General features: G+C 33.5%; 15 protein-coding genes. 12 read left to right on the forward strand and 3 right to left on the reverse strand.

The window, feature by feature from the left end; translation table 11 throughout:
- The first annotated feature begins 28 nt into the window (after nt 1-28).
- From rbsR to OL234_RS01495, 5 genes are all read left to right on the forward strand, one after another.
- A complete protein-coding gene (gene rbsR / locus OL234_RS01475; protein WP_275469403.1) occupies nt 29-1,024 on the forward strand; it encodes a ribose utilization transcriptional repressor RbsR in 996 nt (331 codons plus the stop codon).
- A gap of 167 nt (nt 1,025-1,191) precedes the next feature.
- Nucleotides 1,192-2,100, forward strand: a complete 909-nt coding sequence (gene rbsK / locus OL234_RS01480; protein WP_275469404.1) for a ribokinase — start codon at nt 1,192-1,194, stop codon at nt 2,098-2,100.
- A 36-nt stretch (nt 2,101-2,136) separates the two neighbouring features.
- Nucleotides 2,137-2,532 (forward strand): D-ribose pyranase, encoded by a 396-nt coding sequence (rbsD, locus tag OL234_RS01485; protein WP_275469405.1) that lies wholly within the window; start codon nt 2,137-2,139, stop codon nt 2,530-2,532.
- Nucleotides 2,533-2,563: 31 nt separating this feature from the next.
- A complete protein-coding gene (gene rbsU / locus OL234_RS01490; protein WP_275469406.1) occupies nt 2,564-3,445 on the forward strand; it encodes a ribose/proton symporter RbsU in 882 nt (293 codons plus the stop codon).
- Between the two features lie 94 nt (nt 3,446-3,539).
- Nucleotides 3,540-3,908: an HIT family protein gene (locus OL234_RS01495; RefSeq protein ID WP_275469407.1), complete on the forward strand. Its 369-nt coding sequence runs from the start codon at nt 3,540-3,542 to the stop codon at nt 3,906-3,908.
- 32 nt (nt 3,909-3,940) lie between these two features.
- Here OL234_RS01495 and OL234_RS01500 read toward each other — a convergent pair whose 3' ends face one another.
- Nucleotides 3,941-5,449, reverse strand: a complete 1,509-nt coding sequence (locus OL234_RS01500; protein WP_275469408.1) for a helix-turn-helix domain-containing protein — start codon at nt 5,447-5,449, stop codon at nt 3,941-3,943.
- A gap of 105 nt (nt 5,450-5,554) precedes the next feature.
- The gene (locus tag OL234_RS01505; protein ID WP_275469409.1) at nt 5,555-7,057 is read right to left on the reverse strand and encodes a helix-turn-helix domain-containing protein; all 1,503 of its coding nucleotides are present in this window, start codon (nt 7,055-7,057) and stop codon (nt 5,555-5,557) included.
- A gap of 318 nt (nt 7,058-7,375) precedes the next feature.
- Here OL234_RS01505 and OL234_RS01510 point away from each other — a divergent pair, with 318 nt between their 5' ends.
- The 7 genes from OL234_RS01510 to OL234_RS01540 all read left to right on the forward strand — a co-directional run bounded on the left by OL234_RS01510 (nt 7,376) and on the right by OL234_RS01540 (nt 20,306).
- Nucleotides 7,376-7,576 (forward strand): hypothetical protein, encoded by a 201-nt coding sequence (locus OL234_RS01510; RefSeq protein WP_275469410.1) that lies wholly within the window; start codon nt 7,376-7,378, stop codon nt 7,574-7,576.
- A gap of 136 nt (nt 7,577-7,712) precedes the next feature.
- Nucleotides 7,713-11,900, forward strand: a complete 4,188-nt coding sequence (locus OL234_RS01515; RefSeq protein WP_275469411.1) for a hypothetical protein — start codon at nt 7,713-7,715, stop codon at nt 11,898-11,900.
- Nucleotides 11,901-11,905: 5 nt separating this feature from the next.
- Complete coding sequence (locus OL234_RS01520; protein WP_275469412.1) at nt 11,906-12,385, forward strand: LPXTG cell wall anchor domain-containing protein; 480 nt, start codon at nt 11,906-11,908, stop codon at nt 12,383-12,385.
- Nucleotides 12,385-13,212: a WxL domain-containing protein gene (locus OL234_RS01525; protein WP_275469413.1), complete on the forward strand. Its 828-nt coding sequence runs from the start codon at nt 12,385-12,387 to the stop codon at nt 13,210-13,212. The genes OL234_RS01520 and OL234_RS01525 overlap by 1 nt, the downstream gene beginning before the upstream one ends.
- Before the next feature lie 70 nt (nt 13,213-13,282).
- Nucleotides 13,283-14,308, forward strand: coding sequence for a DUF3324 domain-containing protein (locus tag OL234_RS01530; protein WP_275469414.1), 1,026 nt, complete (start codon nt 13,283-13,285; stop codon nt 14,306-14,308).
- Between the two features lie 491 nt (nt 14,309-14,799).
- Nucleotides 14,800-17,475 carry a GW dipeptide domain-containing protein gene (locus OL234_RS01535; protein ID WP_275469415.1) on the forward strand — a complete coding sequence of 892 codons (2,676 nt, stop codon included), beginning with the start codon at nt 14,800-14,802 and terminating at the stop codon, nt 17,473-17,475.
- 158 nt (nt 17,476-17,633) lie between these two features.
- Nucleotides 17,634-20,306 carry a glycosyltransferase gene (locus OL234_RS01540; protein WP_275469416.1) on the forward strand — a complete coding sequence of 891 codons (2,673 nt, stop codon included), beginning with the start codon at nt 17,634-17,636 and terminating at the stop codon, nt 20,304-20,306.
- Nucleotides 20,307-20,334: 28 nt separating this feature from the next.
- Here OL234_RS01540 and OL234_RS01545 read toward each other — a convergent pair whose 3' ends face one another.
- A complete protein-coding gene (locus OL234_RS01545; protein ID WP_275469417.1) occupies nt 20,335-21,471 on the reverse strand; it encodes a CDP-glycerol glycerophosphotransferase family protein in 1,137 nt (378 codons plus the stop codon).
- Nucleotides 21,472-21,664: the final 193 nt, after the last annotated feature.

The raw sequence follows: 21,664 nt of genomic DNA on the forward strand, positions 1-21,664 counted from the left end.
ATGGGGAAATAGTAAGGAGAAATAGTGAATGAAAATGAAGAAGGTAACAATTAAAGAGGTGGCCAAACACTGTGGCATGTCAATTGCGACCGTTTCACAAATTTTAAATGGCCATAGCCAACATTTTAATCCTAATACGGTGAAGAAAGTTCAAGCGGCTAAAGAGGAATTAAACTACCAACCCAATTATTTTGCTCAAAGTATGGTTGTGAAAAAAAGTAAAACAATTGGCGTATTAGTACCTGATATTACCAATCCTTTTTTTTCAACCTTAATTGGGGGCATTGAAAGTGTCCTTTATCGGGAAAATTATATTACCATGCTTTGTAACGCTGATTTAGATGAGAAAAAAGAGAATGATTATTTGGAGGAATTAAGTCGCCGAGGAGTAGATGGCTTTATTATTGCCAGTTCTGCTATTTCGAATGAGGCAATTAATGCGAATCTAAAAGCAAAAAATCATCCTTTTATTGTATTGGATCAGAAGTATGCTGAAGGTCTGAGTGACGCAGTTTTTACAGATGATTTTTTAGGGGGACGATTAGCCGCAGAGCATTTATCAGAATTAGGGCATAAAAAAGTGGCGATTGTTGCGCCACAAGCAGCTACTGAAAATATTCAAAAAAGAGTGGCAGGATTTAGATCAATTTATGGCGAGGATGTTACTTTAATAGCGGCAGAGCTGACAAAAGCTGGTGGACGTCAGGCAGTTCCTAACTTGTTAAAACAAGAAGTGACAGGGGTTTTTGCGATTAATGATGAAATAGCTTTTGGTTTATATTTTGGTTTAGCGGAAGCAGGCAAAAAAATTCCTGAAAATTATAGTATTATTGGGTATGATAACGTGGATATGTGTGAGTATATCACACCAAAATTAACCACTATCGCCCAACCTATTTTTGAATTAGGGGAAAAAACGGCTGAATTATTATTAAAACGGTTGGCTAAACCAGATGACAGGTGGCAAGAAATCACCTTACCTGTTAAAATAATTAAAAGATTTTCAACAGCACCCTTGAATTAAATTTCAAGGTGTGTTATATTTTTGTTGTCTTATTAAAACGTTTTAATAACAAAATAAAAGCGTTTTAATTTGGTCTTTACATGTTTTTTAAAACGTTTTAATAACCGTAACTAAGGGAATGTAAATAGAATACTAACACTACAACTAAAATGCGAGGAGCGATTAAAATGAATACGATTACAGTGATTGGGAGTATTAACCTAGATACAACATTGAGAGTGAAAGAAATGCCGAAACCAGGTGAAACCATCCATGCAATTGAACACTTTACAGCAGGCGGTGGAAAAGGTGCCAATCAGGCCGTTGCAGCGAAACGTTCAGAAGCTAAGACATTCTTTATTGGTGCAGTTGGTAATGATGGTGCGGGGATCATGATGTCAGATTTATTGTCTCAAGAAGAAATTGATTTGACAGCGGTCACAACATTGGACAATGAATCAACAGGGCAAGCGTTTATTATGGTAGATAGTCATGGTGAAAATAGCATTATGATTTATTCAGGTGCCAATAACACGTTTACCCCTCAACAAGTTCGCGATAATGAAGAAATTATTAAACAAAGTGATTTTGTGATTGCCCAATTCGAAAGCGCAATTGATAGCACGATTGAAGCGTTTAGCTTAGCACGTCAACATGGTATTAAAACAATTTTAAATCCAGCACCCGCTTTAGAGAATGTGCCAGAAGAGTTGTTGAAAGTGACAGATATGATTATTCCAAATGAAACTGAAACTGAAATTTTAACAGGTATTAAGATAACAGATGAAGCCTCAATGCAAGAAGCAGCACAACACTTACACAATCTAGGAATTGAAGCAGTCATTATTACTGTTGGTAGTAAAGGTGCTTTCTATGATGTACAAGGTAAAAATGGGATTGTACCAGCTTTTAAAGTCGAAGCAGTTGATACAACTGCAGCAGGTGATACTTTTATTGGAGCAATGAGTAGTATCTTACAATCAGATTTTAGTAATTTAGAAGAAGCGATTCGTTATGGGAATAAAGCATCCTCTTTAACGGTTCAACGTTTTGGGGCTCAGCCATCAATTCCTTATAAAAAAGAATTAATTAAATAAGCACGTCACGACTAACTAAAAAAGGATGAACCAATTATGAAAAAAACAAAAGTAATCAATTCAGATATTTCACGCGTTATCGCTCAAATGGGACATTTTGATAAATTGAGTATTGGAGATGCAGGAATGCCTGTCCCTATGTCAGTCGAAAAAATTGATTTAGCAGTCACACATGGTTTACCTAGTTTTATGGATGTTTTAAATAATGTTTTAGAAGAATTAGAAGTCCAGCGTGTCTATTTAGCTGAAGAGATAAAAACAGCAAATCCAACTGTTTTAGAACAAATTCAAGCACGCTTACCAGAAACTGAAATTGTCTTTTATCCTCATGAAGAGATGAAGCAAGATTTAACCAATTGTCATGCTTTTATCCGAACAGGTGAGGTAACACCTTACGCAAATATTGTGTTAGAAAGTAATGTCGTATTTTAAGAAATCTATTTAATTTATAAGGAGTGACAATATGAATGTTACAGCACTATTAATCGGTCTAGGACCTTTACTTGGTTGGGGTTTATACCCAACAATTGCCTCAAAAATTGGGGGACGCCCTGTCAATCAAATTTTAGGCTCAACGTTAGGGACTTTTATTTTTGCTTGTGTTTTTGCACTAATTAAAGGGATTGGGTTGCCAACAGGTATCGATTTATTTTTCTCAATCCTATCAGGTGTGGGTTGGGCATCAGCTCAAATTATTACGTTTAAATCTTTTGGTATGATTGGCTCATCACGTGCTATGCCCATTACTACAGCCTTCCAGTTATTAGGGGCATCATTATGGGGAGTATTTTTCTTAGGTAATTGGCCAAGTATGACGGCTAAAATCTTAGGAGGACTTGCCTTAATTTTAATTGTGATTGGTGCGAGTATGACTGTTTGGTCTGAAGAAAAAAGCCAAGAAAATACAAGTGTCTTAAAAAAAGCTGTTATCTGGTTAGCAATTGGAGAAATTGGTTACTGGGCATACTCTGCTGCTCCGCAAGCAACTAGTTTAGACGGAATGCAATCATTTTTACCACAATCAATCGGGATGTTATTAGTAGCTGTCATTTATGCTGCGGTCTTAGGAAGAAAAGAAACGTCAGCTTTTACAGAAAGTGTCTCTTATAAACATATCTTCTCAGGCTTCTTCTTTGCCTTTGCCGCCTTAACTTACTTGATTTCAGCTCAACCAAATATGAATGGGTTGGCAACTGGTTTTATCCTCTCACAAACTTCTGTTGTTTTAGCAACATTAACAGGTATTTGGTTCTTAGGTCAAAAAAAATCAGCAAAAGAAATGCGTGTGACTATTGTCGGTTTAGTATTAATTATTCTTGCCGCTACGGTGACGGTCTTACTATAATTGAATCAACAAGCTATCAAAGTATTGAGTCCTGACTCAATACTTTGATGGCTTTTTTAATGTATACTCGTATTAAAAGAGGAGGGATTGTTTGATGGGATACTGTTTATTTTGTGCAAAAACTAGCGCTATCTTGTTGGAAAATAAAACTTGTTTAGCTTTTTACGACAAATTTCCAGTAAGCGAGGGACACTTACTAATCATACCTAAAATACACCGACAAGATTATTTTGACTTAACCCCAAGAGAACAACAAGATATGGCTGACTTGTTAGGACAAGCTAAGATTTTATTAGACAAAAAGTTCCAACCAGCAGGCTATAATATTGGATTAAACTGTGGTGAGGTGGCTGGTCAGACTATCTACCATTGTCATTGTCATGTGATTCCCAGGTATAAGGGGGATTGTGAGCAACCTAAAGGGGGCGTCAGAGGGGTTATTCCCAACAAAATGGCTTATTAAAAACAAGTAGCTCTAGGCTTAGAGCTACTTGTTTAATAGAGGCTATTAATTTGAACGATGGCTTCGTACCTGGGTGTAATTAATTTCTTAGTGTATAACTCCATTAAGCGAACTAATAACTGTCCCATAGAAAAAGAAGAATTAATGTCTAGAAAGATAAAAGCAGGTTGATCAGGGGCTGTTTCTACTAATGAATTAGTTACAACTAAATCTGCCTCTGCTAAGGTTTGACAGTAGTAAATACAACCAGGGTGAAATGTCGTATTGATTCTACTTTTCAAATAAGTTTCAAAAGATAACTCTGATTGGAAATCTAGATAGACATTTAATTGGGTGTGTTTTCTTCTTCGAATAGCTGTAAATATCAAACTGGTAAAGAGTTCACTATTTTCACGAAAAACATGTTCATTTTGTTTATTTATAAAAGGAATGGGGAGATTGACTATTTCTTTTATTTTGATGTAATCTGATTGATTATAAATATAAAAGCCATCAATTTTATTGGTTTGCAATGTAAATAAGGTATTGAAGTTATAATTTAAAACCCGTAAATATAAAAAGGACATCATCCCCTGATAAAAATAATCATAATAAAGGGGTGAACCAGGAACTAAATTGATGTCATAGGCCTTATCAAGGGCAGTTAATAAAATTTGTGTATCCTGAGTTAAGGTAGTCGGTTCTTTTAAAAAAGCTTTAGCAATTGCGATGCGGTCTAATTTTTCATCAATTTTTGGAAAAGCAAAGCGTGTGATTAAATTAAGAAATAATACCAAGTCAGGTGAATAGTCATGACGAGTTGTTGTGACTAAATTATGCTGTTTTTTTAAAATAGTCAGTGAAGTTTTGATTTCTTCTTCATCGATTGTAATAGAGTGGCCAGCTTGTTTACGTTCAGAAATAATTTCTTCTATATTATAGAGTGATTTCTGTTGCGTTGAGGAAAGCCTCTTCAATACTTTAGTATTAAAGGGGCTTGAATGATTCTTAGAATCATTGTTTAAATTAGTTGTTTCTTCTAAACTGAACAAAATATTTTTTAGAAGTAATTTGAAAACTACTAAATTGACTTCAGGTCCATCGAGATAAGTTCGATTATTTCGTTGACTAATAAAAACTTGCGTTGGTTTAATATAGTTGTTAATCTCTTTTAGTAATTTGTTGAAATAGCTATGTGAGATGTGTAGCTTAACAAGTAAATTATTGGTCGTAAGATTATGAGAGTTGCTTAAGGCTAGGAGTAGTTTGAATTGTGTTGAATTCTGTAAGTAAGTTTTAAGACTTCTAACAAATAAATTATTTTTAGGGATTCTTCCTGGATTGTTTAAGTGTAAAAATACGCCATCTGATGAAATAGAAGGTGTGACTGGATGTATTTTTTTAAATTCTTCATTAATAACCGCTAAATATCTAAAGAGGGAACTTTTAGATATTTCTAATTGTTTAACTAGTTCTGCAATAGATTGATAGTTATTTAGGAGGGTAGACCCTAAAATAACAACTTGGTTGTATTCGTTTTTTTTTATTAGTAATTCTAACATTGACTATTATCTCCTTACATTGAAATGAATGAGCCATTGCCATTAGTATAGCTAATTTATTGTTTTATTTAAATATATAGTCTAAATAAATGGACTTTGATTATTTTAATAGTCAATATTTTTGGAAAGTGTTTTTTTACTGTAGACAGTTGTAATTAAAGCGAGTAGTTTTTCTAATGATTTTTCTGAGTTAGTGTCAATAAAAGGAAATAGTTTACTATTTTTTTTGACAGGAACTAAGTGATCTGTGACGACAATATCGGCTAATTCTGAATTATAGGTAAAGATAACTGATGATTCAGTAAAGATTTCTCGAAGTTGTTGCTGAATAAAAAATTCAAAGGATAACCGATAGATAAAATCAAAGCTGATGGTGACACTCGTCTTTAAATAGGTACGAATAGCCGTATAGCTAGCATCAACAAAGAGCGAATTGTTTTTTAAAATCATTTCTTGATTAAGTGGGTGTAAGGTATTGAACAATGCTTGATCTTCTAAAGATGTCATGAGTTGATAGTAAATGTCTTGATTTTTGCAAGTAGTTTGAAAAATATCAGCATGTTTTAAAGTAAATTGTTTTTTAAAGTCAGTGCCAAACAAACGGATGTAGATAAAGTGCAAGTGAGCCATATAGACAAATTCAAAATATCTATCAGCCGTCTTATCCAAAGAAGTTGAAAATTGAGCTGAAATAATGTCAATAAATGCTAAACAATCCTTTGTTAAAATTGTAGGTGATTGACTCAATTTTTTTCCAATATGAGATTTCATGTGAGTATCTTCTAATTGAGAGGAACTAAACCGAGCCAAAAGGTTGGCAAATAGACGAGTATCATTTGAAAAATCAGAAAAATCGATATCATCAGTCAAGAGATCATTTTCTTGCACGATAAGAAGTAAGATTTCTTTTAATTCAGGGTCGTCTAAAGTTATCTGACTCAATTTTTCGCTACGTTTTTTGAAAATATGATGAAGTTCCTTGACACGATTTAATTGAATATCGTTTAAATCAGAGATATTGTGATCACGAATAACCTCAATTAATTCAGGGAAATAATGAGTACACTCACAAGGTAGTTTGGTAAACTTATTGATATATTGACGTGTTAAATATTCTAAATATAAAATATGAGTTTCTTTCCCAACAAAAAAAATATGTTTGTTTCGTTGAATGATTTGGACTTGGCAGGTTTCAAAGTAACGGTTAATTTCTTTGACTATTTTATTAAAATAACTCTGTGATATATTTAATTCTTCAATTAAAAGATCAGTTTTTTGAATATTTTTTAGTAACAATGATTTGAGGGTTTGAAATATAGTAGACCCTTTTAAAAATTGTTGTAATAATTGGTGAAAAACATCGTAGTCAGGTTGGTCATCAGTCTGGGTAAAAATAAAACGGTCACCAGAAACTTTTAAAACAGACTTTTGCTGGGGATAAATTTCACGTAAATCGGCATTAATATTTCTTAGATAACGAGAGAGTGTAACATGAGTTAAATTTAATGATGATTCAAGCGTTTTTTTTGAAACAGTATAATTACTTAGGGCAGAACCTAGGATAAGTAACTGATTATATTCGTTTTTTTTAATAAGTAAATCCAACAAAGGGTTATCCTCCTTATTATTATTATTAACAAAGATTAATTATATAGGAAAAGGGTTATTTTTTTTTGCCTAAAACTAAAAATCAGTTATTAAAAATCGGCAAAAAATAAACAGACTAGTTTTTAATTAGAATAAAGAATGTTGTAATAGTAAGCTTTTCAGCTAATATTATTAAGTATAAAATTATTATTTCGAATTGGTTTTGTATTGGACCTAAAAATGAACGGGTGGTGTCAAAAAAAGGTCAGATTTTTTGATGAGTATTATTTATACTAAATAGTACTGGATTTTATTTTTTAGGATATTGGAGGGGGTTGCATGTTGTTAAAAATAGGACAATTCGAAGAATTTATGACGTTTGATGTGATGATAGATTCTAAACTGGGCTATGTTTCAAGAAAAATGTTATTTCCAATTAATTACAGTGAAAAAGATGTCTTACTAGAGTTAAATAAAAAGTATCCCGAATTAAGAGTTATAGAAGTAATTGAAGATCATTATACTTTGCTTTTGAAGTGATTTTTTTTTTTTTGAACCAAATTGTTCAAAAAACGATACGTATAATTTTATAAAAAAATGTATACTTTTGGCGTAATCTATTTTTAGAGATCTACAAGTAAGGGAGATACATAATTGTAAGATAGGAGGTTAGTAGATGAAGAAGGCAATTCTTTTAATGACATCAGTATTATGTTTGAATACATTACTTCCTAGTGCGATTGAAGTCAAAGCGATAACGCAAGAACAAAATCAAGAAGTTAAATCTGAATTAGTTCAGCAATATGACGACCTGTTGAAAAAAGTATCTGATTTAAGTCAGGATAAAAAGTTAACTAGGGAATTAAAAAAAGAATTGGTTACTTTAAAGGAGCAACTAATCGAGCAACAAAATAAGCTAAAACTGACTGAAATAGCAACAGAGGATGAGGATAGTTCAGTTCAATCAAAACTTGGAAGAGCTACTGATGCATTACGTGAGTTAACAAAACAAGCCGAAACAGAAGCAAAAGAACAAGCCGAAACAGAAGCAAAAGAACAAGCCGAAACAGAAGCAAAAGAAAAAGCCGAAACAGAAGCAAAAGAAAAAGCCGAAACAGAAGCAAAAGAAAAAGCCGAAACAGAAGCGAAAGAACAAGCCGAAATAGAAGCAAAAGAAAAAGCTGAAACAGAAGCGAAAGAACAAGCCAAAATAGAAGCAAAAGAACAAGCCGAAACAGAAGCGAAAGAAAAAGCTGAAACAGAAGCGAAAGAAAAAGCCGAAACAGAAGCGAAAGAAAAAGCTGAAACAGAAACGAAAGAACAAGCCGAAACAGAAGCAAAAGAACAAGCCGAAACAGAAGCGAAAGAAAAAGCTGAAACAGAAGCGAAAGAAAAAGCCGAAACAGAAGCGAAAGAAAAAGCTGAAACAGAAACGAAAGAACAAGCCGAAACAGAAGCGAAAGAAAAAGCTGAAACAGAAGCGAAAGAAAAAGCGAAAGAAAAAAATCAAAATACTAAAATTAAAAGCGAAGAAAACGGTACAAATGCTATTCCGAGTGATTTAGATTTTGATAGTGACAAGTGGGTAGATTTAGATAGTAAAAAGGACGATATGCCATGGGCTGCTGTTAAATTAAATGATAAAGAATTCTTAAAATATAATTTTGGTCCGACAATGTATGTGGGAAAAAATATTTTTAATATAACCAATTATAATGTATCTGGTGAGAATACATTAAGAGGGGGCCAACGTCCAAGTTTAATGATGCCAAATATTAGCCTGACTGACGCGATTGATGGCAAGCCTAGTTTTGATATTCCGATTGTACGTGAACCAGTTACAACTATGGGGAAAGTCGAGCCCTTCTTATTTACAAGTGGGGGTGTTTTTACTGGACGAGAGGGCAATCCATCAAGTATTCAGCCAGATACCGCTAGGCCTAATCATAAGTATGTTATATCTACTCAAAAAATTGGAGATACGATGGCTATAAAAGCCAGTATGCTTTTTGTTGAGGCGACTGGACTTACAACTGCAGCCGAAAAACAATTTTTTGATAAATTGAAATTATCAACAATTGTTTATCCTGAAACCTATCATGTTGAGGGAAACGAAGGTCAAATTGAAAAAATTCGGTTGAGGGTGATACATCGAATTGAGAATATCAGTAATGAATCATTTGATCAGTTTTCGATGGCAAATTATATTCCATTAAAGCTAGCTGATATTATTAAACCTAAGCCAGAAGATAAAGAAGTCGCGATTAGAATGATTGGTAATAGGGAAGGGATTTATCTCGAAAACAACGGCCATCGAGTAGATTATATGTTTAATTTAGAAGAGCAGATAGCTCCAAATAATTGGCTCGCAGGGGATATTAGAGAAATCGAAGAAGTCTATGGTAAAAAAGGATTTGCTGATTTTGAGTCACCTGGAGCTGAAGCTTGGGATATATATGGAAAAGGCTCACAAGGGAGCCTGATTGGGAAATCAGTTAATGGTAATGGGCTTATTATGAAAAAACAGCCACAACTATTAAAGCCCAAAAGTCATATTGATGTAGGATATGGCGTAGCGATTGGAGATTTAAATCCAGCACCTATTGTAACTGTGGATAAAGAAAAACAAGGATTTACTGAGGATAGAGATGTCAAAGTGAGTGGTGAATGGTATTCAGGGACACGTGAAAAGGTCAAATTATACTATGGTATTGACACTGACAATAGAGAAGACTTTAAAGAGTTAAAAGAAGAACTTTCCGGTAAGAAGGGTGTCTATAATCCTTATAGTTTTGTTATTCCTAAAGAGGAATTAAGTTCAGGAAAAGAACACACTGTTCGCCTTTATATTCATGATGGCAATGATAAATCAGACGTGAAAAAACAATTACTTATACCTAGTGTTTTGCAAGAAATCGTAACGACTTTCTACAGTTCGGATGAGACAACTCCGGCTAATAAGATAACTTCAGCTAAACCAGATGATGTTATCTTTGCTCTTGTCGAAGCAAAACCAATGCCAGGTCTGACGGGTAAGTACCAAGCTCTTGAGGTCTCAACAAATGTCGGTGACTTACTTGAAGTAGTGAGGCCAACCGTCATAAAAGTAACTCAAGAGACTCAAGAGGGGGTTGCTAAAAATGTAGGGCATGGCGACCATAAAGTGGGTAGTAAAATCATAACAGCGAAGGTTTATGATCCTAAGTTTCCTGAGTGGAATCCTAATGTAGATAAATCAGTGTTCTTTAAATATAAATTAAAGGTTCCAAAAGAAACCAAAGGAACAGCTATTGTCAATACCTCAGTAACAAAGGCCGAAACTGAAAGTGGAGAATTAGAGTTATCTGAAGGTATGGGGACATTAAAAATTGAAGCAGAAAAACCTGAAATACCAGCAGCAATTAGGTTTAAAGGAGTCTTAACTGATTTAAATCGTGAGCTGAGAGCTGGTGAAAAAGTACCTGAAATACTTGATCCAGAAACGAAGAAACCAGTTAATCCCAAAACAACAAGTCTCAAAGTAGGGTTTGATGTAGATGATTCTGTGGAACAAATCCAGGTCAAAGTTGCTGGCGATGGCTTAGTTGATGAGTCTAACAAGGCTATGACCCTTCTCCATAAAGTAACGGAACAAGAGCGTCAAGCCAAAGTGATTGAGATACCATTGGCTAAAGCGATATTGGTAGCAGAGAAAAATGTGACAATCGAGCTTTTAGACAATCACAATCAGTCACTAGCCAAAAGCGAGCCTAGGAAAATTATAGATGCGACACCACCAAGTGGAAAGTTGAAAGATCCGACTTATGCTTTGGTAGGAAAACTACCAGATCCTGATTTATTAGTTGAAGAATTAAGTGATACCAATAAAGCTAAAACTAATGAGTTAACTGCCACTTTTACTAGGGAAGAAGCTGTTAAAGAAGCTGTTAAAGAAGCGTCAAAACAAAATGAAACTGGCGAGTTTATAAAAAAACCGCTATCAGTAGTGATTAAAGATAGTCGCGGTAACAGTCTAGAGTTAAACAAAGACAGTTTGATAGTGGTTGCTGATAAGATAATGCTAACTAAAAAAGAGTTCGATTTTAGCTCACAAGAACTTATTCAAGAAGCTGAAAGTTTATCAAAACCAGAAATAATGCCAAAGCGTGAAATGATTAATAAACTGGCGTTTAAAAAGAAATTAATCGATAAAGGGTTAAAAGTCAATTATGTTGATGTGACTGAACAAGTAGTAAAAGACATTACAAAAAATTTAGAAATAGATGAAGGTGAGATAACTAAATTTGGCTACTTCCCTTCTAAAGAAGAAGGAAGAGCGCTGCTAACGACCATTTCATTTGATGATAGTACTGTATTAACTGAGAGTTTAAATATTAAGGTGAGTGACGGCAGTTTGGGGTTGTCTGTTAGCGCAAGCCCTTTAAGATATAAGCCAAGTATTACGTCTCTACAAAATCAACACTATCATGCTACTACTAAAGTTGAAGTAACTATTTCTGATCAACGTTATTCAGCCGATGGTTGGAATCTTTCGGTTAGAGCTGACGATTTTAGTAAGGAAAGCTTAAAGCTTAATGCCGATCAACTTGCTTTGTATGGGCGTACAAAAACGGCAGAAGGTCAAGAGAGTTTGAGTAGTTTACATAATGGTACGGGTTTTAGTGTGAGTAATCATGAGTTGAAAGAACAGGTTAATGATATTTCCTCAGAAGATGCTACCTATTCTATTCAGCTTCATGCTCAAAGAAATACAGTTTGGGCACGAGCTGAAGATGAATATGAAACATGTCTAGACTGGCAGTTAAGTCCATCAACGGATAGTTTTAAGAATACAATATTTATGCAACCTAAGGAGAGGGAGTAGTGGGGATGAAACTAATAAAACTAGTTATAGTCACTTTCCTATCTTTAGTACTTGGTAGTGAAATTAGTTTGGCAGATGTGTCAAATCAGGTAGGGACAACTGCGAGTATCGAATTTTTAAATGATGGAACGATAAGCCCACCTATTCCACCAATCGTTTTACCACCAGGTGAGGGAGAAGGAACGTTGGGAGAACAAGAGAAGCCAAATGGAGAAGAAAATACCTTGGTTCCAAATTGTCCAGAAACGTTATCAAAAGAGACTTCTTCAGAAAAAAATAAACAGACAAAATGGAGGCAAGATGAGCCACGATTAAAGCAAGATTCTTGGCAACATTTAGATGATTCTAATGTTAAAGAACACGGGTATTTGCCTCAAACAGGCGAAAAAAGTAATGAATTGCTTATAATATTAGGTACGGTATTAATTGCGGTATCTGGATATTTATATAAAAATAAAAAAAAGACACAAAGGGAGAGTTATTAATGATGAAAACGACAAAATTTTTAGGTTTATTAATGGCAACAACTATTTTAGGAACAACAGGTACAGTTTTAGTAAGTGCGGATGAAAAATCACCAACAGAGGTTTCAACAAAAGCAGAAGTAAGCTTTACACCAAATGAAGGGGGAGAAACACCACCAACTGATCCTGGTAATCCTGGAGAAGAAGTTGAACCACCTGAAGGTGGCGGTGAAACAGGTGGCAAGGGCGCGTTGCGTATTGACTGGGCATCAAACTTTGATTTTGGTGCAAATGAAATTAAAAATGGTGGCGGTGATTTAGTCTTACCAGTATTAAGAAAAAATGATCAAAAGTTGGCACACTTCGTTCAAGTTTCTGACTTACGTGGAGAAGATGAACCTGATTGGACATTATCAGTTAAAACAACAGCATTAGAAAAACAAGTATCAGAATCTGAAGATAACACTAGAACAGATAAAGATAAAATTACAGGTGCTAAGATTACATTTAAACCAGCCCCAATTTTGGCAACTGGATCTAACAGCTCAGAAGAGCCAACTGAAAAACCTGTCTGGGAAAAAGAAATGATTGACTTAGATGGTAATGATGCACAAACACTAGTTAGTGCAAATGGAGATGGTGCTCGTGGAACATGGTCAATGGGGATGTCAGATAAAGTGAAGGGTGAAGAACTTACTGGTGGAAAAGATGATGCGATTAACTTGGTTATCCCTCAATCTGAAGTAGGTAAAATCCGTAAAGGTAGCTATAAAGCCGCTTTAAATTGGAATTTAAGTAGTACTATTGTGAGTGAAAAAGCTGGGTTTATGGCACCAACAACAAAATAATTTTAAATAAAAACGAGACCCTAAAGTCTCGTTTTTTTAGCTATTATTAATTAAGAAGGAGTTTTAGAAAATGTTAAAAATAAGTAAGAAAGTAGTTCTTCTGGCAATTGCTTTAACCAGTTTTGGTTTAGGGAAATCTGTGCTAGCGAGTGAAAATAAGTTGAATTTCACCCCAACAATTAAACAAACCGAACAGAAAATGGATGAGTCGCAGACAGATTTTAAATTAAAAGGTGAAGCAGGGCAATCGGTTGAAATAGCCGTTGATGTAAAAAATGAAAGTGATCACCCTATTTCATTAAAAACAAAACTGAAAGATGCCGCTACAAATAATCAAGGGGTTGTGAATTATACAGCTGATCAAAAAGTGTTAACTAAAGAGTGGTCTTTAGCTAAAATGGCAAATTACTCGGAACAATTTGAATTGAAAGGAAAAGAAAAGAAAGAAATTAAATTTAGCATTCCCTTACCAGAAAAAGAATTTCCGGGTATCTTATTAGGTGGTTTATTAATAGAACAAGAGCCTGACAAAGAGGCTAAAGGAATGATCAAAAATGCTTTTTCTTATTCGATTCCAGTAGTTGTGGTTGAATCAGAAACTAATATTGACGCAGACTTAACCTTTAACAAGGTTATGCCTGAGTTAATAGGGGGACGTAATGCCTTAAAAGTTAGTTTAGATAATCCTATTAATAATTTATTACCTGAAGCCAACTACAGTGTGAGGGTGACTAAAAAAGGTGACAAAAAAGTATTATACCAAGACAACATAAAAAATATGTCATTTGCGCCTAATAATACTTTCCATCATTATATTGAAATGGGAAAAGATAGGTATGAAGCAGGAACTTATACAGCCCATATCAAAGTGAATTCTCCTTATGGTGATTGGAAATGGGATGAATTATTTGAAATTAAGAGTGATGTTGCCAAGACATTAAATAAAGAATCAATCAGTGTGGAACATATGAGTTTAACAATGAAATTAATGATTGGTTTTATTTTATTATTATTACTACTTTTATTAATTATTTTAATTATTATGCGTAAAAAGTTAAAAGAGGCCTCTAAAAAAACAGATTCTGTTACTAAATAAAAAATAGCAGCCAGATAGGCTGCTATTTTTTATTTAATGAAATCAAGTCAACTACTTGCTTTGTTTTTAGTCCCTTTTTCAACATATAGTTCCATCATTAAGACTAAGCGTTAGAGCATAAAAAAGCCAAGTAAATATCTAAAAAGAGGGCATATTACCTATCTGTACTACTTTCTATTAATAAGTCAGTGATGAATACAACATTTTTTTGTGAATTTATGACACTAATAAAACTTGTTAAGTTTAACTCTATTATTAAGTCTAGTTTAAATACAACTTTAACTATATATTACAGATAAATTACATTGAAGAATAACCATAGTAAACATGGCTAGCATTTGTTAAAATATAGGGACGTAAATTAGAGGTGTTCGTGAATGATTTTACTTGTTGTTGCGTCACTATCAATCGCCAATAAGTCAGTTACTCTAACTTTATTTTTGATTAGAGCACATAAATAAAAGTTAAATAAAAAGGAAAAAGGAGATTTTATGTTAAAAAAAACAGGTTGTATTTTGTTAATGTCCACAATGTTATTAGGGCATGTTACGCCACTATCATCAGTAGTTGCGAGTGAGGTTGAGTCGTCAGTTTATTCAGAAAATAATGAAAGTGATAAAAATGATGATATTCAATTTTTAATGTTACATAAGGAAGTCATTATTCCGTTTTTAACTAATTTAACAGAGGAAGATTTATCAACGGAGGCTAATTATGACATTAAAGAGGAATTGGTAAATTTCTTTGCAGAATTAGATGAAGAAAATCTAGAAGATAGCGCAGAAATGAGTGATAAGACAGATGATATGTTAGCTATCTTGACCGATGTAAGTCAAAATTCTCCAGATAAGACAGAGATGCTAGCTGAAACAATTGGTGAGTTAGAAAAAGCCGAAACAGAAAAAGCGGAAGCTGAAAAAGCCGAAACGGAAAAAGTAGAAGCTGAAAAAGCCGAAACGGAAAAAGTAGAAGCTGAAAAAGCCGAAACGGAAAAAGTAGAAGCTGAAAAAGCCGAAACAGAAAAAGCGGAAGCTGAAAAAGCCGAAGCCGAAAAAGCCGAAGCTAAAAAAGCCGAAACGGAAAAAGTAGAAGCTGAAAAAGCCGAAGCCGAAAAAGTGGAAGCTGAAAAAGCCGAAACGGAAAAAGTAGAAGCTGAAAAAGCCAAAGCCGAAAAAGTCGAAGCTGAAAAAGCGGAAACTAGAAAAGTCGAAGCTAAAAAATCACTTATTAAATCAGCAAAAGAATTTAAAAGTCCAAGTGCTGAAATTCAGAAAAAAATTGATAACTTAACACCAGAACAAATGGAAATGTATGTTGGGGAAAATGGGACGGGAACACATGACCATCACGAAGAAGAGGCTATCAATCAAAGACAAGCCACTACTTATCAAGATGTTAACTCATATATTGCCCAAAAAGGATTTGTTAATCCTAAGATGATTATTGATTCAAGATTTGGTTCTACTCCAATTTTAAATTATGCTGAAGGCTCACCTCAAGGTGTTGTTATCCATGAAACAGCTAATCCTAATTCGACGATTGAAAATGAAGTGACCTATATGTTCAACAACTATCAAAATGCTTTTGTACATGCCTATGCTTCTGGTGATAAAATAATCGAGACAGCTCCAACTGATTCAGCTAGTTACGGAGCAGGCCCAGTGGCCAATGCTTATATGATGCATATTGAATTAGTAAGAGCGCATAGTTTTGATGAATTTGCTAGATCAGTTAATAATGATGCTTTTTGGGTAGCGACCCAGTTAGATTTATACGGTCTAACTCCTTCATTAGGAGATGCTAATGGTGGTGAAGGAACGATCATTACACATGACGGTGTGAGTAAATACTATGGTGGAACCGACCACTCAGATCCAACTCAATATTTTGCTAGTTGGGGATATGATATTAATCAATTCTTTGAACTAATTCAAAAAAAATATAAAGATATTAAGGAAGACAAAAAAGAATATGCGACGATCGTTTCTACTACAAAAATTGGTAAAAAATATAAGGTTGTAGATGATGGGTATTATTTCTATACAAAACCTTATCATACTAAGGGCGCAGAAAAATTATCACAGATTAAAAAGTACTACCCTCAAGGGAGTGATGTCTTTGTTGAGAATGAACTGGTAACATCAGAAGGTGTGAAGGTTTATGAATTAGGGAATGGTAAATTTATTGATGCTAGAGCCTTACAAGATTCTAAGGATGTTACTATTTCGGAAAAAGAGTTAAATACGACTCTTTATATTAATAGTAAAGAAGCCTGGATTTATCCAAGACCTTACACAAAAGATATGAACCGAGTAGGAACAACTAAGTTTATGTATCAGCAAAATGTAGTTGTTACCAAAGAAGTAACCAATGGTTATGGGACATGGCTTGAGTTTACTTATGAAGATCAAGGGGTATTAAAAAAAGGCTGGTTGAAAAAATCAGAATTTTCAGAATTTATTAATCACAAAACAATGAATAATAAAATGTTTGTTAAAAGAGAAACCTCGGTATTATATAGTAAACCATATGTCAAAGGAGCAAAAAATCTAGGTAAGACAACTGGTATGAAAGATACTGTAGTGACGGTAACAGAGCAAGCAGAAACGCCTAGTGGTGTCTGGTATCATGTTTTAGGAACAGTGAACGGAGTTAAAAAGGATGGTTGGTTAAGAAAAACAGAACTAGCTGATTTTATTAAGCATAATAAAGTTAATAAAAAAATGTTTATTACTAAAAATACGGCGGTGTTATATAGCCGAGCATATATTCCAGGAGCTAAAAATTTAGGTAGAACAACGGCTATGAAAAATAAAGTGGTAACTGTAACAGAAGAAGCTTTGACAGGTTATGGAGATTGGTATCGTGTTGCCTATACTCAGGCTGGTAATAAAAAAGTTGGCTGGTTAAGAAAATCTGAATTGGTTGAGAGTATTAATAATAAAAAAATAACTAAACAGATGACTATTAATAAGAATACAGCCGTGTTATATAACCGGGCGTACACTCCAGGAGCTAAAAATTTAGGCCGTACAACAGGTCTAAAAGGAACAAAAGTAACCGTAACAGAGGTGTCTGAAACAGGTTATGGTACTTGGTATAAAACAAGTTATAAACAAAATAATAAATTAAAAGCAGGTTGGTTAAAAGCAACTGACCTAGATTAGAAGAAAGCTACCCATGGGTAGCTTTTTTCTAATCTATTTTGTTTTAGGAATTACCGATATTTTAATTTATTGTGGTATGATATAATTAAAAAGTTATAGCATAAAATGTTAAAACCTATTAAGAAATATAGGATAAGTAGTAGGGGGACCATTAACTTATGAATAAGAAGATTTTAAAAAGAAAAATTAATTTCGTATTAGATCCTTTAAAAAAAGCTAAAAACGTTGAGAGCTTTAGACGGAAGATGTTTTTTAGTGGTTTTATTAAAGAACCAATAGTATCGAAAACAGTATTTTTAGAAGGCTATAGTGGAGATAGTGTCACAGGGAATGCCCTAGCGCTATTTGAACAAATGTATCAAGATAGTTATTTTAATGAATGGAAGTTTATCTGGGGTGTCAAAGATATGACATGTGTTCCCAAGCAGTATGCAAAAGATAAGCGTGTTATGTTTGTTATAAAAAATTCAAAAGAATATGTCAAAGGATTAGCGACATCTGAATATTTAGTAACAGACACAACCTTCCCTTGGTTTTTCTCAAAGCGTGCGGAACAAAAAATGATTATGAGTTGGCATGGGACACCATATAAAACAATTGGTGTAGACATTGTTTCTAATCGTCGAGACACGCATAAAAATGTTTTAAGAAACATTCTACATACGGATTACTTTATAAGTCCATCACAGTTCTTTACAGACACAATTTTAAAAGCGCAAGATGCAACTAACCTTTATAGAGGCACGATTTTAGAAACCGGAATTCCACGTACTGACTTTCATTTTATTAAGGAGTCAGAGCTAAAAGAAGTTCAGAAATTAGCAGGGATTGATCCACAACGTAAAACAGTTCTTTATGCGCCAACCTACAATGATTTTGCGACTAAAGGGAAAGCTAAAAGTGATCACATTAATAAACTAATTGAAGATACTCAGTTATTACAAGAGAGTTTAGGAGAAGACTATCAAGTCTTATTGAAAGTTCATTACTTTGAATTTAATGCAATAAATAACCTAGAATCAGATATTCAGTTAGTAGATAATAGTATTGATACTAACCAATTATTACCAGCCATCGATATGTTGATTACGGATTATTCAAGTATCTTTTTTGATTATCTATCATTAAATCGTCCGATTTATTTTTACTTTAAGAACTATGATGTTTATAAAGAAAAAAGAGGACTTTATTTAGACTTAATCGACTTACCAGGAGGTAAGTTTGGAGATATCGAAAGCTTATCTGAGGGGATTCTTTCAGCAGAAACGAAAGAGAGTACCAATGATGTTTATATTGACCGTTATGCCAAATTTGATGATGGTAAAGTTAGTGAAAGAGTGATTGATTATATTATTAAAAATCAAGAATTAGCTAAGGGACGTGCTTATCAGCTAACATCGACTAAACAAAATATTTTATTTTATGCAGGTGCTTTTTTCACTAATGGCATTACAGAATCATTTATTCGTTTATCAGAGCAATTAGATTTTGATAAGTATAATGTTACGGTTATCTTAACCGGTGTTGGCAATACTAAGAAAGAAAAATGGGAAACGGTTGCTCGTTTGCCAGAACAGATGAATATTATTTTTGGTTTGGATGATATGAATTGCACCTTACAAGAATATTATAAATACCAAATGTATTTGAATCGCGGAATCAGAGGGAATAAGATAGATAAGGAAACGGTCAAATTATTATTTAATCAAGAGCGTCGCCGTTTATTTGGTAATATGACGTTTGATACTGAGATTGATTTTAGTGGTTATAGTTCATTTTGGACGTCGTTTATATCCTTTGGTGATGCAACTAAAAAAGTTATTTTTCAACATAGTGATATGTTAGCTGAAACTGAAAAAAGAGTTAAAGGAAGACGGCCACACAAGATTCCCTTACAGGCTGTTTTTCCGTTATATGAAACTTTCGATAAGGTGATTTCAGTATCAGAAACAAGTTACATTATAAATAAAAAGAACTTTGAAAAACGTTACCGTTTAGAAGGTAAGATGGATTATATTGTTAATTATTTGGATGCCGCTGGTATTTTAGAAAAGGCAGAAGATTTCAAAACGATTAAATTTGAGATGGAAGAAATAGTGATGGTCGAAGTTGAGAGAGATGAAAACTATTTTGATGAAACACAGTTGATTCAAACTAAACCAGAAATATTAGAATCAGATGATTTATTAGAAGAAGTGACAGTCGAGCCTATTAAGGATGTTGAATTAGTCGAGGAAACTAGAATCGTGACTAAAGAATTAATGGTTAAGAAATTTAGTCCGACTATGGAAAATGTTGTGTTACATGGATTACCTTGGCCATCTAAAGATAACGTCAACTATATTACAGTAGGTCGTCTGTCTCCAGAGAAAAATCATTATTTATTATTAGATAGTTTTAAAGAGGTTCTAGAAACTCAACCTAATAGTTTCTTATACCTGGTGGGTGCTGGGACATTAGAGGTACGACTGAAAAATTATGTGAAAAGGCATAAAATGACTCAAAATGTTTATTTCTGTGGTCATATGAGTAATCCTTTTGCTTTGATGAAACACTGCGATGTTTTTGTATTAACGTCTAAATATGAAGGGCAAGCTTTAGTTGTTTTAGAGGCGTTAACCTTAGGACTTAAGGTCGTTTCAACAGATATACCTGGTCCAAATGCTATTTTAGCAAAAGGATATGGTGAACTGGTTGAACCAACAATCTATGGTTTAGCACAAAAATTATTACAGGTAGTAACGTCTGAAAAAGAGTATGAAGTATTTGATTATAATCAGTATGAAACTGACGCGATTAATATGTTTAACGAAAAAATATTAACTAAATAAAAAAATCACCTCTAATGAGGTGATTTTTTTATTTAGTTAGAATTTCTTCTACGACTAATTTAGCAGAAATTCCTTTTTCTAAATTAGCAAATTGTTCATAAAAATCGTGATACTGAACTTGTACTGACTCATCTTCGCTAGCACGAATTGCTTGTGTTAGTTCCTCAGAAGTTCTGACAATTGGACCGGGAGCTTCATTTTCAAAATCGAAGTAAAAGCCGCGTAATTCATTTTTATATAAATCTAAATCATAACAATGGAAGAACATTGGTCGTTTTAAAATAGCATAATCAAAGAAAACACTCGAATAGTCAGTCACTAATAAATCACTAATTAAATATAAGTCACTAATATCATTGTAGTCAGTTACATCTTTGATAAAATCTTCATAGCCGACTAAATTAGGTCGTTGTGTCACTAAGTAGTGAAGGCGTACTATGATGAAATAATCATCTCCTAAATCTTTAGACATATTAGTCAGGCTTAAAGGTAAGTCAAACGAAAATTTGTCGCGCCAAGTCGGAGCATACAAAATAATTTTTTTGTCTTTTGGAATATTTAAACGTTTTTTTATATTCTCAATATTTTCTGAGGTATTTTCATTGATTAGATAATCATTTCTCGGATAACCTGATTCTATTAAGGTATTTTCGAAAGTAAAACATCGTTTGAAAATTTCAGTAGAGTAGGCATTAGGAGAAATTAAATAATCCCATTTACGTGCATCTTTAACAAAATTTTCTTTATAAACTGCAGGTGAAGTTCCAGCAATTTTGATATTTTCCATATCAAGTGCTAGTTTTTTTAATGGTGTCCCATGCCAAGTTTGAGTATAAACCGTTTTTTTAGGTTTAAAGATCCATAAGGGTAAACGGCTATTTGAAATCCAATATTTTGAACGTAACATTACCCAGTACCATTTGAATGATAATCTAGGGACTGTTTGAATATCTAAACCGTTAAATTTATCTTTATATTTTGGGTCAATACTCCAGTAACAAATATAATCTGGATAGTGTTCTTTAATATACTCATAAAGAGCTTTGGGGTTATCACTGTATTGTCTACCTAAAAAGCTTTCAAAAACAATCATTTTTTTATTATGAGGGATAAATTTAGAAAATAGACGCATGAATTTTGTGCGTTGTTGATTTGTAATTTTCATGAAAAGACTCCTTAATGTTTATTATACCTATTAAACATTACCATGTATATTTAATTAGTGCAATATCAATCTATGAGATCAAAATTTTGAGAAACAACTAGTGTTAATTTTTTTTAAATAAACCTTTTTTAATTTAATTGGTATATTATTCTTAAACGAGGTAAAATAAAGTTACATACTTTGGTGAAAGGGG

It is taken from the genome of Vagococcus intermedius (assembly GCF_029144185.1).
Classification (GTDB): Bacteria; Bacillota; Bacilli; order Lactobacillales; family Vagococcaceae; genus Vagococcus_D; species Vagococcus_D intermedius.